General features: G+C 54.1%; 9 protein-coding genes and 1 tRNA gene. 4 read left to right on the top strand and 6 right to left on the bottom strand.

The genetic code is table 11. The annotated features are described in order from the left end of the window. Positions 1-154: 154 nt before the first annotated feature. From J5441_00190 to J5441_00180, 3 genes are all read right to left on the bottom strand, one after another. On the bottom strand, positions 155-1,972 hold the full coding sequence (locus tag J5441_00190; GenBank protein MBO4933579.1) for a glycoside hydrolase family 127 protein: 1,818 nt from the start codon (positions 1,970-1,972) through the stop codon (positions 155-157). A gap of 47 nt (positions 1,973-2,019) precedes the next feature. After that, positions 2,020-5,169: a leucine-rich repeat protein gene (locus J5441_00185; protein ID MBO4933578.1), complete on the bottom strand. Its 3,150-nt coding sequence runs from the start codon at positions 5,167-5,169 to the stop codon at positions 2,020-2,022. Positions 5,170-5,532: 363 nt separating this feature from the next. Next, positions 5,533-6,681 carry a tyrosine-protein phosphatase gene (locus J5441_00180; GenBank protein ID MBO4933577.1) on the bottom strand — a complete coding sequence of 383 codons (1,149 nt, stop codon included), beginning with the start codon at positions 6,679-6,681 and terminating at the stop codon, positions 5,533-5,535. A 216-nt stretch (positions 6,682-6,897) separates the two neighbouring features. On the opposite strand from J5441_00180, the gene J5441_00175 reads away from it, so the two are divergent. Continuing rightward, a tRNA-Tyr gene (locus J5441_00175) sits at positions 6,898-6,982 on the top strand. Positions 6,983-7,068: 86 nt separating this feature from the next. Here the strand turns inward: J5441_00175 and J5441_00170 are convergent. From J5441_00170 to J5441_00160, 3 genes are all read right to left on the bottom strand, one after another. Beyond that, on the bottom strand, positions 7,069-7,695 hold the full coding sequence (locus J5441_00170) for a haloacid dehalogenase-like hydrolase (protein MBO4933576.1): 627 nt from the start codon (positions 7,693-7,695) through the stop codon (positions 7,069-7,071). A 79-nt stretch (positions 7,696-7,774) separates the two neighbouring features. Further along, on the bottom strand, positions 7,775-9,370 hold the full coding sequence (locus J5441_00165; GenBank protein ID MBO4933575.1) for an FGGY-family carbohydrate kinase: 1,596 nt from the start codon (positions 9,368-9,370) through the stop codon (positions 7,775-7,777). Further along, entirely contained in the window at positions 9,367-11,037 is a 1,671-nt protein-coding gene (locus J5441_00160; GenBank protein MBO4933574.1) for a hypothetical protein, read from the bottom strand. The genes J5441_00165 and J5441_00160 overlap by 4 nt, the downstream gene beginning before the upstream one ends. A gap of 823 nt (positions 11,038-11,860) precedes the next feature. Here J5441_00160 and nadE point away from each other — a divergent pair. Genes nadE through J5441_00145 form a run of 3 tightly spaced genes read left to right on the top strand, consistent with a single transcriptional unit; the run spans position 11,861 to position 15,673 of the window. Beyond that, positions 11,861-12,607, top strand: a complete 747-nt coding sequence (gene nadE, locus J5441_00155; GenBank protein MBO4933573.1) for an NAD(+) synthase — start codon at positions 11,861-11,863, stop codon at positions 12,605-12,607. A 31-nt stretch (positions 12,608-12,638) separates the two neighbouring features. Next, complete coding sequence (pncB, locus tag J5441_00150) at positions 12,639-13,832, top strand: nicotinate phosphoribosyltransferase (protein MBO4933572.1); 1,194 nt, start codon at positions 12,639-12,641, stop codon at positions 13,830-13,832. A 50-nt stretch (positions 13,833-13,882) separates the two neighbouring features. After that, positions 13,883-15,673 (top strand): SpoIIE family protein phosphatase, encoded by a 1,791-nt coding sequence (locus J5441_00145; GenBank protein MBO4933571.1) that lies wholly within the window; start codon positions 13,883-13,885, stop codon positions 15,671-15,673. The last annotated feature ends 34 nt before the right edge of the window (positions 15,674-15,707 follow it).

Raw genomic sequence — 15,707 nt, 5'->3', positions numbered from 1 at the left:
AGCAGTTTTGAACGAGATGTTTATCGTTCAGGCAAAACAACAAAACAGCGGTCATACTTGATGTATGACCGCTGTTTTTTGTGAAGCATGGGCGGGAAACAGCCGTTCAAAACCCGACTTATCCCTAATTTGCGCGCCCTTGGGGCGTGCACGTTTATTCAAGCGGCGGCAGCTCGGTGACGCGGAGCTTCGCGCAGCCGTAAGGCCAAAGCTCGACGGGAACGGCTTCGCCGAAGGGGACGCGGGAGCGCGGCTCCTTCGCGCAGACTGAGGTGTAGCCCTCCTCGAAGCCCCAGTCGATGCGCCGCGCCTTCGCTTTCAGCGCCACAGGCGGGCGCGCGGACGAAAACGGCGTTTCGCCGACGCCGCGGAAGTCGGCCTCAAATCCGTACGCGAGCGCGTACCGCCACTCGCTTTTCGGTATGTATTCGTAGTCGCAGTAGGGGTATTTCCGCTCGACGCCGTCGCGCTCGTATTCGCGCATGCGCTTTTCGTAAGCTATCGGCAGCGCGAAGACAAGCGGCCCGCGCTTCACGCTGACGAGCCCGTGCGGACGGCGCAGCAGCTCCGTTCCGACCTCCCACCGCACGCGCAGAACGCGCCTTTCTCCCGCGGCGAAGCGGACGCGGAAAAGCCCGTCCGCCTCCGGCGTCACGGCCGCGCCGCCGACGAACGCCGCCCCGGCGTATGACGGCGCGCGCAGCGCGAGCGCGAAGGGCGCCTTCGCCTCAACCGTGTAAACGAACTCCGTATTGAACGGATAGTCGGTTTCAAGCTCTATACGGCAGCTATCGCAATCAAGCCGCGACGGGACCGGAACGGCGCTGACGACCTCGCCTTCGCCGCGCATGAACGCCGAAAGCGCGAGCTTCGGCCAGCCCTGCCCGAAATTCGCCGTGCAGCAGCCGTAGTTCGGCTCCAGCCCGAAAAGGTGCGCCTCGCAGTTGTTGGTGCGGAACACCGGTCTGCCCGGGAATCTCTCGCAGGCGATCTGGTTGCTCTGCTGATCGTACTGGTGCGCCCACATATCGTCGCTGAACGCCGCCGGGAACGCGTTGAAGGCGATAAGCTCGAGGCGTTCCGCCCACTTCTCCGCGCCCGTGCGGGCGTAAAGCTGCTCGCAGGAATACATCAGCTCCGCTACGGCGCAGAGCTCCGTGCCCTGTATCGGGCTCAAGCCCGAAAGGATCTCGTCGCCGGTGAAAACGCCGGCAGGCGTGCCGTTGAAGCGGTCGAGGATATCGAGGAAGCGGTCGGCTTCGCCGGAGTATTCCTCTCCGAGAAGCTCGTGCGAGACCGCCTCCGCCTTCAGCGCCATCGCGACGTTGACTATATGCGTATCGTAATTCCACGCCTCCGCGGGAGTTTCCCACAGCGGCGTCTTTTCCGCCCACTTCACGCCCTGCTCACGAAGCAGCGCGGCGAGCTCCTTCAACCACGGCTCCGGACGGCGCGAATAGATATACTCTATCGCCACGCAGCCCTCGAACCAGCGGTAAGCGCCCCAGTCGAAGAGCTTGACCTCGCCGGAGGAAAGCAGCGAGTAAAGGTTTTTCAGCAACTTGTAAAGCGCGGCGTCGGCGCGCTCGTCGCCGCTGCACCGCGCCCATACGGTCAGCGCCTTCGAGATGAGCAGTATCGCCCAGGAGTCGTAGTCCGCGGCGTCCTCCTCCGGATGCGGACATATCCAGCCGGACGGCTTCTGCGAAGCGAGGATCGCGTCGATATAACGCTTCGCGCGCGCGATCATTCCCCCGTCTTCCAGCAGGAAGGCGAGCGGAATGAAGCCGTCCAGCCAATACGGGACGCGCTCCCAACCCTCGGCGGAGCCGCCGATCCACGCGCTGTCGCGCACGTCGCGCCAGACCTCGTCGAGATGACCGCCGAGGCCGCCCGCCTGTATGCGAAGCTGCCGCTTCAGCCACCCCGCGGGCTTTATTTCATTCGGTGTGAACCGCTGAAAGCGATGCATGTTTTCCCTCCGTTGGCAGTAGAAATCGCCAGAAGAGATTAGGCATTTTACAGCGAATTGACGAGCTTCGCGGCGACGCGGAGAATCGCAAGCGCGTCGTTGACCGCGATAACGCCATCGCCGTCGATGTCGAGTACGGCGAAGTCATCGGCGGTCGGCTCGACCAGCTTCGCCGCGATACGCAGCGCGGAGAGCGCGTCGTTGACCGTGACGACTCCGTCACCGTCGGCGTCGCCTTTTGTTAACTCTCCGGCAGCCGTCACCACATACACATCAAACGTATCGGTAAAACCTTTATAGGTCACCGTCAGCGTCTGCCTGCCTAGAATCGTATTATCGAACCCGCTGACCATCGACGCCAGCATACTTGTGATTATCGAGGAGCCGTTATCATAGATCAGTTTAATCTTTCCGCCTGTAACGTCAAACGGCTCGCTGTCTATCAAATATTCAAGCTTATTCGGAAGTTGCGCTACGCTGATGCCTTTCAACGTTTTTGCGACTATAGTCACGTTGAACGTCGCCGTCTTGCCGTTATAGGTAACCGTCAGAGTCTGATCGCCGACTTTGTTGTTATCGAAACCGCTGACCATTGCCGCTGTCATGTCAAGCACTTCACTCGGACCGCTGTTATAATATACCGTTATCCTACCGCCGGCCACATCCAACTTGTCTTTCCCCTCAAGATAACTCGTCTTCGCAGGCAACGTTGTTACTGCAATTCTCAAAGCAGTCCTCGCCGTTATAGTTACGCTGAAAAACGCAGTCTTACCCTCGTAACTCACGGTCAGCGTTTGAGATCCTACTCTGGTATTATCAAAACCGCTGACCATATCGTTCGTCATATCGATGGTCTTGGATGTACCGTTGGTATAATACAGCGTTACCCTGCCGCCGGTCACGTCAAGCGCCTCACTGCGCTCCATATATGCGGTCTTATTCGGAAGTTTTGATACCGATATGCTCGAAATTGGATACTCGATTATCTCATATTTGAGATTGTTATCCACCGCATACGCATGCGCATAGGAATCTCTTAAAACCTTCAATATCAACTTGGGGCAGTATTCGAACGCGCCGCGTTCAATATAATTGACACTATCCGGGATATTTAGAACTGACAGATTTTCGCAACCCACAAAAGAGTATTTATCAATGCTCTTCAAATTGTTTGAAAGTTCGACATTCTCTAACGCGACACAATCGCTGAATGCCTCTAACCCTATAGAAAGCACCGTGTCCGGCATAGTAATGCTCTCGACTCTTATTCTGCCGGAAAAAACGCCGTCGGCGATCCCTATAGTTCCTTCTTTGATATTCACGTCTCCGTTTATTTGATTATTTGTTTCAGATAACCAATTCGCAATATACAGCGCGTTGTTATACCAATTGCCGGGATTGCTACTGTAACCAGTGTTATAAAACGCCATACTCCCGAGGTGCGTCAAGACGCCGGAAATGTTTATTGAGGAAAGAGCAATACAACCAGAAAAAGCGCAATAGCCGATGTCAGTCACGCTATCGGGTATTGTGGCTCTTTTTAATCCAACACAATTCTCGAACGCGTTGTTGCCGATACTCGTCACGCCTCTGGAGATTACTAACTCTACGACATCCGCTTTACTCCATGGTGCAGGACTAAATGAATCGTAATCATACATATCCCCCGTGCCAGTGATTGTAAGAACGCCATTAACAAGCGACCATGTGAGGTTCAATCCGCATTGGGGAATTATTTCATATTCAATCCAGTGATCTATTGCATACTGCATTGCATACGAACCATCGTAAACCCTCAGAACCAAACCGGACAAATTTGAGTACTCATGAGTAAAAACGGTATATGAGATATCTGTCACGCTTTTCGGAATCGTAACCCTTGTCAAACTGTCGCAATTATAAAACGCACAGTATCCTATGCTGGTCAGGCTATCAGGCAGCGACACGCTTGTCAAGCCCCAACAATCAGCAAATGCCCACTCTCCTATTCCGGTAACTCCGTTGTTTATAACTACGCTTTGCACGCCGCGCCCCCACGGCGCGTTCAAAAAGTAATTATACATCCGCCCGTATCCGCTTATCACAAGCGCTCCGTCTGTAAGCGTCCAAGTCAGGGCTTCGCCGCAAGTCCCTGACGATGTTCCTATGAGAGCATAGTTAAAGTTGTTGTTCTCTGCAAACTCTTTTGCATATGAGTCAAAATACACATGGAGAGTTACAGGCAATATGTGTTCAAAATCATCGTAGTATTTAAACGCATCTACAGCTATGCTTGTCACACTCGCGGGAATGGTTATATCCGTCATCTGCGTATCTCCATAGAACGCCCGACTCTCAATTGTGGTCACGCTTCCCGGGATGCTTACGACCGTCAAGCCGTCGCACAAACCAAAAGCACCGGCGCCGATAATCTTTATATCGGACGGTATAGTGCTCGTGTTTGTACCTCTGATTATCCTTCTCGTTTTCCGTTCAATAAGGCAGTTCCCGTTACTGTAATATATAGAATTGTTGGTATTGACCGCAAACACAGAGGGGTTGCATCCGTAAAACGCGTTTTCGCCTATTCTTGAGACGCCGCTGCCAATTGCGATGGTTTCAACCCCGAAACAACAGGAAAATGCATCTGCTCCTAACGTTTCCACGCCATCTGGTATACCGATGCCGGCCATACTCCAACAAGCAAAAAACGCGCCGTCCCCGATGTATGAGACATTGCTCGTAAACGGAAAGCTCGCCATGTTTTGGCAGTACTCAAACGCATAGTCGCCGATATACCAAACACCGCCCGCCACAGGGAAACTTGCCAATCCGTAGCAATACGCAAACGCTCCAACGTCTATCACTTCGACCGAACTCGGAACGGAAATACTGGTCATATCGTAGCACCCGGTAAAAGCACACGTGCCGATATTCTTAACGCCGCTGCCTATTACAGCGCTGGTGAATACCATCATTCCCCACGGCGCAGACGTTATTGGCACATCTCCGATATATTGGTCCACCCCGTAATCCCACATATATCCGCTGCCCGTTATTTTCAAAACGCCATTGCTGAGCGTCCATTTCAGATTATCTCCGCACCACCCTTCCGCCGTCGTCGCCGCAGACGCGATTATACCTTCCGGCAACAGCGCAAGCAGCATCATAACAGCGATAATGGCAGAAATAACCTTTTTTAACATAAATCTTCTCACTCTGTTTTCCCCCTATATGGTACGCACTTTATTACAACACATAGCAATGCGCTACACATATTGTAGCACATAATCAGCGTTTGTCAATATGTAACGACTGATACGCGTTCTTTGCGGCGCGGCGGTATTATCGCTGGCGCGATAATGATATTGACGCTCTGCGTCAGTGGTATTACGGTTTCGACGTGTTGCATTGCCGCTTCGCGGCAGATACAACCCCTCAGTCTTTTTTGCTCCGCAAAAAAGACAGCTCCCCTTGCACAGGGGAGCCTGTCAACGCTTCTTCTTCACTTCGGAGATTCTTCGCTGCGCTCAGAATGACAAACTCCCCCGCTTGCGCGAGGGAGCCGTCTGTTATATCTCTTATTTGCCGAGCATTATCTCGACGATGGTATCGAGCTGTTCGTTCGTCATGCCGATGCTGAGCAGGTAGTTACGGATGCGGTCGCTGAGGCGTTCGCCGCCGAACTTCTGCAGGCGGTTGATGTAGTTCGTGATCGCACTGCCGTCGCGGGAACCCCAGATCAGGCCGTAGTTGGAGAACATATAGTCGCGATACAGAGCTTCCTCGCTGACGCCGAGCAGGCCGTTGAGCAGGAACGCCACGCAGCCGGTGCGGTCGGTGCCTATAGCGCAGTGGAAGAATATCGGGTAGTTGTCTTTATCCGCGAAGACGTCGAACGCCGCCTTGATCTGCTCCGAGTTGATCTCGAGAATGTCTCCCGAGTAGCTCATCGGGCAGTTGTAATAGTTGACCTTCTTGCCGAGAACGCTCTTTGTTATCTGGCCGTTCTCGCCGTTCTCCTCCATACGAAGATCGAGTTCGGACTTGACGCCGAGCTCCTCGAGCATAGTCTTTTTGCCTTCGTCGGCAACTCTGGCGCGGACTTCGCCAGGATTGCCGTCGCTGATCGTGCCGCAGCGGAATATAAGTCCCTGCTTGACAACACGGCCGCTCTCGGTCACGTAACCGCCCATATCGCGGAAGTTGGTCACGCCGTCGACCTGCAGGTTACGCGGACAGTCCGCGGAAACCGTGAAGCTGCGCGGCGCGGAGGTATAGGTCGTCTTCGTCTTGCTGTCGCCCTTACCGGTGGTGAAGACTGCCGTGACGGTCCAGTAATAGGTCGTACCTATCTTCAGGTTGGTTATTTGGAGCGTGTTGTAGTCGCACTTGAACTCCTTTGCTTCGGACATATCCTCGTTTTCGGAGAGGTTGACGGTGTACTTCGCCTTACCCTCGGCGCCGGTGACGGTCCATTCGAGCGTGACCGGTACGGGGTAGCTCAGTTCGAGCTGACCGACGGCGTAGTCCGTGGCGGCAAGGTAATCCTCGCCCTTCAGGTATTTATTCTGAATAGATGTGTGGATGTTCACGTCGCCGCCGGGATCGGCCATAGTAAACGTAACGACGTCTTTTTCGCCCGAAGCGGAGCTGCTTCCGCAGCCTCCGAGCATGGCCGCGCAGAGCGCGATGCAAAGGATGAAGCCTATTATCCTTTTGGTATGCATATCTGTTTCCTCCGTTTGTGAGTGAAATCTCTTTATTTATATTAGCATTCCGGCGGCCGGATGTCAACACCAACCGCGGAAAAACGGCATTTTTAGCACGCGCTTCCCGCGGAGCAAAAAGAAAGGTAAATATTTTGAAAATTAACTATTGACATTTTGCGGCGGCGACTGTATAATAGTTTTCGCTGTCTTCACCGACGGCGCAAAACTGAATATGGGAGAGTTCCCGAGTGGCCAAAGGGGGCAGACTGTAAATCTGTTGTCGATGACTTCGATGGTTCGAATCCATCCTCTCCCACCAAAAAAGGCGCTGATTTTGTTGAAAAATCAGCGCCTTCGCTTTATGTTCAAGCCCATATATCATTGGTTTTGATTGATCTCGCCTTGTCACAGGTGTATCGACCACCCCGTGTCAATCTTTCGGTGAACTTTTTCCAGGGTCTCTTCATCAAGATCCGGCCAGTCGTTCACCTTCCGCGCCTTGTCGGTGATGAGATGCGCCTTCTCCGCACAAAGCGCCAGAGGCGTATCCGCAAGCGAATCCGAATAGAAATTATCCACCACCGGAAACCCGTGCTCGATAAGATACGCGGCTTTTCCCTTTGCATACATGAGATTGTCCACAAATACGCCGAACTCCCGGTCATATTCCGTCGCGACGCAGTTTACGCCGAGCCTTTTTGCTATGGGCTCGATGATGCATTTCGGGGAAGCGCTTATGATAAGATCATCCGGCTTTTTCTGCGCGAGATACCAGGCGGAGATTCGCTTTTCGTGCCTGTCCCAGAATTTCTCGATTTGCTCGTCGAAGTCGTCTACCCTGCAAAGGAAGCTGAAAAACGTGCGCTCCATAACGTAACGCGGCACCTTTCCGCGCTTATGACCTATAATACTTTTGATCGCCTTTGGGAAAAAAGTAAACCACAAAGACGGATGCCGCCTCATGCACCAAAGGGCAAAGCTCACGGCGCAATCCGGGTAATAGATCGTGCCGTCAAAATCATATACGTTCATGGATGACCTCCGCATTTTATATAAAATGTGACGGTATTTACCGCCGGGCGTGTTGAGACCCGACGCGCATTACGCTCCGTCAGGCGTTCAGCTGCCTGAAATTCGCGGCGTTGGACTTGTATAAATTCTTGAACACCTTGTAATTGCGCTCATATACCGCCTCGTTTTCCCGATCGGGAAGGTAGGTGCGGTTCGCCTTCACGATCCGACGGGAAAGCTCCGCGGCGCTTTCTCCCGTAAGCCCCGCCGCAACGACTATCGCAGCTCCGACGGCACCAACCTGCTGCGCGTTATCCACGGTCTCGACCGTCCTGCCGGTAATGTCCGCGAGCATCTGACAAATCACCGGAGACAGCGATCCGCCGCCCACAAATCGTACCGTGTCGGAGGTTTTGACTTTTTTCGCTTCACATTCAAGCAGCCAGCGCAGGTGATAACAAATCCCCTCGAGGACGGCGCGGATCATATCCCGCTTACCGGTGTCGATTCTGATGTTGAAAAACATCCCGGCGGCGTTTGCATCCTCGAAAGGACAACGGTTGCCGTGAAGCCAGGGGGTGAATATCACGCCGTTCGCCCCGGGCGGCACCTTGCCGGCTTCCGCTGACATATAGTCGTACAGACTGGTGAACTTGCTTTCGAAATCGTCCGTAACCTCGGTTTTCTCAAGATAAACGTTGATTTCATCCAAAGCGAGGTGGTTTTTGACCCATTCGTAGCACTTGCCCGCCGTTTCAAGCTCGGCATAGTAGTTGAAATAACCGGGAATTGCCGACAGAACACCGGTTATCATGGCGTTGATATCGACCGTCTGATAGTCAAGAAAAGTTGATACCCAGCCCGACGTCCCGACGTAGATATGCGTGTCGCCCGGCGTCGTACATCCCGCGCCGATGTTGACGAAGGTCGTGTCGCCTCCGCCGCCGAAAACAGGCGTGCCCGCTTTCAGACCGAGGTCTTTCGCCGCCTCTCCGGTCAGAGAGCCGGCAAGATCGGTGCTGTTTATTATTGGGGGAAGGTGTTCGGGTTTGACCTTATACATCTTCAAGAGCCCTTTGTTCCAGCCCTCCCTGCCCTTGCGTGTATCGTAAAGGAACGTCGCAAAGGCGGAATCCGCCGTTCTTATGATCTTACCGATACAGCGCGAAACAAGATAGTCGCCTACGTCAAGCCATTTGTCGACCTTGGCGAAGAGTTCCGGCTCGTTGTTTTCGACCCACTTATACTTCCATACGGGATCTTTGACGCTTGTCGATCCGGCGTAATTCACGCGCAGATTACGAAGAAGCTTATATAGACTGCATCCGGATACCTTGACGATCCCTTTCCCCATACAGTCGTTGAATTCCTTTGCTCCCCTGCAGTCCATATAGCTCATAGCCCGGCGCAGCGCTTTCCCGTTTTCATCGACGAGGACGACCCCCTGCATCTGCGCGCAGAAAGCAATACCGGAAATCTCTTCGGGCTTGACCTGTGTTTTGTCAAAGAGCTCTTTTGTCGTTTTACAGATCGCCTGCCACCATTCCCCGGGATCCTGTTCGGCGCCGCCGTTTTCAAGAACGTAAAGACCGTATGAGGCGTTTGAAGACGCCTCGAGGGCGATCCCGCCGTTGTCGACGTTAAACAGGCAGGTCTTCAGGCTGCTTGTCCCGAAATCATAAATAATAATATTCATCCGCGTACCTCCGCCTCGCCGCCGTCAAGGCGGAAACGGATCATATTCCGGTTGTATCCGGTGGTCACGAGATATGCCTTTTCCGTGTGCGACCTCATAAGTCCGTTCAAAGTAAGACTGCTGAGACCGGCGATCTCGAGATCCGGATCCGTTATGTCGAAAAGTTTTCCCGAATCACGCTCAATAACGAGGACCGAATCCTCTTCATAAAAGAGCGACAGCTCGATCAGCACCTGCTTTTTTGACTTCTTGTTCTTTTCGAGAACGGTCAGACCGATCTCTTCAACAAACAACGCCGCACGATTTGAAACCTCTTTCGGATATCCGTGAGAAAGCATGGAATCGCCGACCTGTTCTGAAAGCTTTACGGAAGTCTTTGGAGTCAGCTTGTCGTCCATAACGACGATCTCGGAATCCATATCCTTCAAAAGGAACGGAAAGTTGTCCTTTCCGAAGCGCAGATATACGAAAATCAGCGCGGCGATCAGCGTCAAAAGCGGAGCTATGACAAATCCGGCCCACATGCCTGTTATGCCGAAAATCACACCTCCGAGGACGGGAAGCGCCATATACAGCGCGCCGTTCTGCAAACAGGCTATACACGTCGCCATCCCGATCCGGTCGATCAGCATATAGTATGAGGTTGTCAGCGACACGGCGCTGACAAAGGTGAATCCGATCGATACGATCCGCACCGCGGCGACCGAAGGCTCAAGCGCAGCGCCTCCCGTGATACCGAAAAGACCGCAGAACTGCTTTGCAAAAATACAGATCAGCGCCGTCGCCGCCGCGCCCTGGATCAATGCCGCCTTTATTCCCGACTTCATGACCCGTTTTATCAGGCGGTGATTCCTTTCCCCGAAATAAGTGCCAATCAGCGGCTGCATCGCCATACCGACGCCGTCAAGCACGACGCCGAATTCGATTAGACTTACGACAACGGCGAGGGTTATCAGTCCGGGATCTCCGTAGCGGCTCGAAACAAACCCGATCAGGACGTAGTCCATCAGCGCCCAGCACAGATAGACCGAGGAATCGACGATGCTGTATCGCGACGTCATAAGAAAGTCCCTGAATGAAAGATGCCACGTAAAATGAAGCGTGTTGCCCTTGCGAAAATAATGCCAGACGCAGGCGAGGATACCGAGGGAGTTTCCGATGATCGATCCGAGGATGATGCCGGTCATCCCCATAAACTTCGCAAGTACGACGGAACACACGATATTCCCGCCGATCTGGAAGGCGTAGCAGACGTTGTTGCACAGCTCGTCGCCGTCGCTGTAGACCATCTGTTCAAGATAAAAAATCACGATCGTCAGTAAGGCGTTGATCGGCATCAGCATATAATATTTGAGCGCTTCCTCCCGGATCTCTCCCGCCACGCCGTTCAGATTGAAATAAACGCCCCGCATCAGAAAGATCGCAAGCGCCGATAAAAGCCCGATGGAAAGGCTGATAATAAGCCCCTGACCGTAGATCTCGTCGGCGCGCTTTTTTCTCATCGCTCCGACCTCCCGGGTGAAAACGATGCCGACGCCCGTCGAACAGAGATCGCCGAAAAAAGTCACGACGCCGGTAACGGGCGTGATCGCGTTGATTGCCGCGACCCCGGATTTGCCGACAAAATACCCTGCGATAATACTGTCGCAGAGGAGCATTATGTACATAACCGCTTTTGTAAAAATCCCCGACAAAAGCATTGACCGGAACTTCCGCTCGCAAAAACCGTTCATATATTTCAACCTGCCTGAATTAAAATGCTGACATATTAAATACTATCATTTTTTCGCACAAAAGACAAGTGGTTTCGGTTCTTTGCCGCGATTTATCTTTCCGGAACCGGCGAAGCGGAGAAAGAATGCGCGCAGGTGCCGATAATACTTGGCTTTATTTTGGGTATTGTCAAATCCGTTATCTCCACTCGGACCATGAAAAAGGACTTGCGGAAGCAAGTCCTTTTTCAATGATATAAATCCACTTCGTTGATTTGTGATATGCGCTTCGCGCGTGATATTCGCCTGCGGCGAGTGATATGCCTGCGGGCGTAAGCGGATTTATATCATATCACTTTTCGCGTCAGCGAAAAATATCACGTTTGCCGCAAGGCAAACATATCACATCGAGCGAAGCGAGATATATCACTCAATTCTTCGAGAGTTCGGATCAAGCTGTCAAAACTGCAGATCCGTCTTTTTCAATGAAGTCGCCCGCAAGCGGGCTGATGAAGAAACGAAGACGCTTCGCCGGCGAGAAAACGAAAACGGAAGGAACAGGCTATCGGGCGACTCCGCTTCATCGTTGAGCGGAGCGAACGCTTCATTAGGCGCAACGTGCCGTCTTAATCAGGGCGAAGCCCGTCTTCATCAAACTCCCGTTCTCTCATTTCTCCTTGATTTGTTCACACATTCGTGCTATTATTGTATCAAATACAATGATCCGCGCCGCTGCGCTCGTTCACGCAAGCGGACCGGTCGTGAAAGAGGTGCCGGAATGTATACTTTTGACGTCGAAAAAACAAAGAACGGATGCGTGCGGTGGATACGTGATTTCTTTGAAAAGAACGGACCCGGCTGCAACGCCGTTATCGGCATTTCCGGAGGCAAGGACAGCTCCGTCGTCGCCGCGCTCTGCGTTGAAGCGCTGGGCAGAGACAGAGTCATCGGCGTGCTGATGCCGAACGGCGAGCAGGCGGATATCGATATGGCGAAGCTGCTCGTCGGGCACCTCGGGATCCGTCATTATATCGTCAACGTCAAGGACGCGGTCGACGGGGTGACGAAGAACATCCCGTTCGAGCTTTCAAAGCAGAGCCGCGAGAACCTGCCGCCGAGGATCAGGATGTCGACGCTTTACGCAGTATCCCAGAGCAACAACGGCAGAGTGGCAAACACCTGCAACCTCTCAGAAGACTGGGTGGGCTATTCCACGCGTTACGGCGACAGCGTCGGCGATTTCAGCCCCTGCTCCAACCTCACTGTGCAGGAGATAAAGGCGATAGGCCGCCTCCTCGGGCTCCCCGACGTACTCGTGGACAAGGTCCCGATCGACGGGCTTTGCGGAAAGACCGACGAGGACAACCTCGGCTTCACCTACGCCGAGCTTGACCGCTACATCCGCGAGGGCGTGATCGAGGATATAACCAAAAAGGAGATAATCGACCGCAAGCATGAGATGAACGCGTTCAAGCTCAAGCTTATGCCCTCCTTTGACCCGGGTATCCGCGTTAAGGGCAAGTGAGTCCGCATTACCGATGAAAGGAACGTATGATATGAAACTCGAACCCATCGTCGTCTCTCTGCTTGACACCGACCTTTACAAATTCAATATGGATCAGGTGATCTTCCACAAGCACACCGACCTTTGCGGACAGTACTACTTCAAATGCCGCAACGAGGGCGTCGTTTTCACGCCCGGCATGGTCGAAGAGATCAACGCGCAGATCGACCACCTCTGTAAGCTGCGTTTCACGCGGGAGGAGCTCGATTACCTGCGCTCCATCCGCTTCATCAAAAACGACTACGTGGAGTTTCTCCGCCTCTGGCATCCTATACGCGACTACGTTTCGGTCGATCTGAACGCCGACGGAGAGCTCTCCGTCGTTGTCGACGGTCCGCTTTTCTCCGCGATGCAGTTTGAAATATACCTGCTGGAGATCATCAACGAGGTCTATTTCCGCACGGCGTTCGATTACGATAAGCTCCGCAGCTCCGCGGCGGAACGGCTTGACGCAAAGATCAAAGCGATGAACGACGGCACCTACACCTTCAAATTCGCCGAATTCGGCTGCCGCCGCCGCCTCTCCCGCGAATGGGAGGACGAGGTCGTGCGCCGTTTCGTTACCGAAACGGACAACTGCGTAGGAACATCCAACGTCTACCTTGCGAAAAAATACAACGTAACGCCGATCGGTACGTATGCCCACGAGTTCGTCCAGATGTATCAGGGCGTCGATTCCATTCCCCTTGCTTATACCAACCACTACGCGATGCGCGACTGGTATTCGGAATACGACGGCGACAACGGAACGGCGCTTACCGACACCGTGACGACGGACCTTTTCCTGCTCGACTTCAACCGCTCGATGGTCAACAACTACACCGGCGTCCGCCACGACAGCGGAGATCCCTACGCCTGGGGCGAGAAGATCATCGCGCACTATAAAAAATTCGGCGTCGATCCGAAAACGAAGCTGCTCCTTTTCAGCGACAGCCTCGATTTCGACCGCGCCCAGAAGCTTTACGACTACTTCCGCGACAAGGCGAAGGTCTCCTTCGGGATCGGAACGTTCGTTTCGAACGACACCTGCGAGGACGCTCTGAACATCGTCATCAAACTCCAGTACGTCAACGGCAGACCGGTCGCGAAGCTCTCCGATACGCCCGGCAAGGCTATGTGCCGCGACGGGGAGTATCTGGAGTATCTGAAGAAATCGGTCGAGTTCAGGATCAACCGTGAGAAATGATCCGCAGACGGCGCGACGCACCCGAGAGATCCCGACAACGAGGTAACGATATGCACGAAACAAAAGGAAAGCGGAAAATCAGTCTTCTTATCGAAGTCGCGGCGATATTTCTTATCGGCGTTCTGATAACCGGCGCCCTGACTTATATCTGCGAGACCTACCTCTACAACAACAGCGTCAAGAAACAGACCGAGCTTCAGGCCTCCGAGATCGCGGAGGAAACGAGACGCGCGGTAAACGAGTATCCCGCGAGTCAATGGCTGATCAAATACTGGTATGAGCATCCGGACGAGCTCGACATCGAATACGACGCCGACTACGCCGCAGACACGCTCACGGCGGAAAAGTGCCGCGTTTTCTCACAGCGCCATCCCGATACGGAGCTGCGCTATATGACGGACGCCGACTGCGAGGCGCTTCCCGCCGAAGATCAGAAGCTCTACGCCGAGATAATATACTCCTTCCTGATAACCCGCGTCGATCAGATAAAGCAGTCTTATCACGTCGATTTCCTTTTCTGCGTCGTGTCGGAGGAGCCGTTCGATAAGCAGTTCTTCCTCTTCAGCGCCGCGGACCCGGGCGCCGCCAGAGGCACGAACTACGAGGAGGTCTACCCTCTCGGCAACGTCGTCTCCGTCGCGGAAAGCCAGACCGAAGCGATGCGCGGCGCGCTTCAGAAATCCAGCCACCTCGCCGACGCGGGCAACTACGTCGATTATTACTCAACGCTGACCTCCTTCGACGGACACAACGTTATTCTCGGCCTGACCTACGGCCTTTCCGCGCTCAAAAGCGATATCGAAGCGCAGACGCGCACCGGAACCGCGATGGCGATCCTCAACCAGCTCGTCCTTTCCGCCGTCTGCCTGCTGCTGATATACCTCGTAGTGCTTCGCCCGATCAAAAAGGTACAGCACAGCATTCGCGATTACAAGACCACGAAGGACAGCGCCGCCGTATCGAAGGATCTCGCGGGCGTTCGCCTTCGCAACGAGCTCGGGCAGCTCTCGGAGGACGTTACCGATATGGCGCGCGAGATAGACGACCACATGGAAAAGATAAAGACCATCACCGCGGAAAAAGAGAGGATCGGCATGGAGCTCGAGCTCGCCAGCCGCATCCAGTACGCGATGCTCCCGAACGTCTTCCCCGCCTTCCCCGAGCGGCATGAATTCGACCTCTACGCCAGCATGGATCCCGCCAAGGAGGTCGGCGGCGACTTTTACGACTTCTTCTTGCTCGACGACGACCACCTCGCCGCGGTCATCGCGGACGTATCCGGCAAGGGAATACCCGCCGCGCTATTCATGATGATAACCAAAGCCCTAATCAAGAACACCGCGATGACGGGACTTTCTCCCGCGAAGGTGCTGGAGCTCGTCAACAAGCAGATCGCCGCGAACAACCCCGAACAGATGTTCGTGACCGTCTGGCTCGGGATCCTCGAGATCTCCACCGGCAAGCTCACCGCCGCGAACGCGGGCCACGAATATCCCGCGCTGAAGGAGCCGGACGGCGCATTCGAGCTGCTGAAGGATAAGCACGGACTCGCCGTCGGCGCCATGGACGGCATGCGGTATAAGGAATACGAGCTGCAGCTGCGCCCCGGCGCGAAGCTCTTCGTCTACACCGACGGCGTACCCGAGGCCACCGACGCGGAAAACCGGCTTTTCGGAACCGACCGTATGCTCGCCGCGCTCAACTCCGAGCCGGACGCCGATCCGGAAAAGCTCCTGCGCAACGTGCGCGGCGCGGTCGACGGCTTCGTGAAGGAAGCCGAGCAGTTCGACGATCTGACGATGCTTTGCCTCGAATACAGGGGCGGCGAAAAGAATCAGTAAAGCAAACGCATCAAAAAAGGCGCGCCCTTAGGGC

It is taken from the genome of Clostridia bacterium (assembly GCA_017620395.1).
GTDB lineage: Bacteria > Bacillota > Clostridia > Oscillospirales > RGIG8002 > RGIG8002.
Note: the sequence above shows the minus strand (reverse complement) of the source record. Positions and strands in the feature narration are given on the sequence as shown.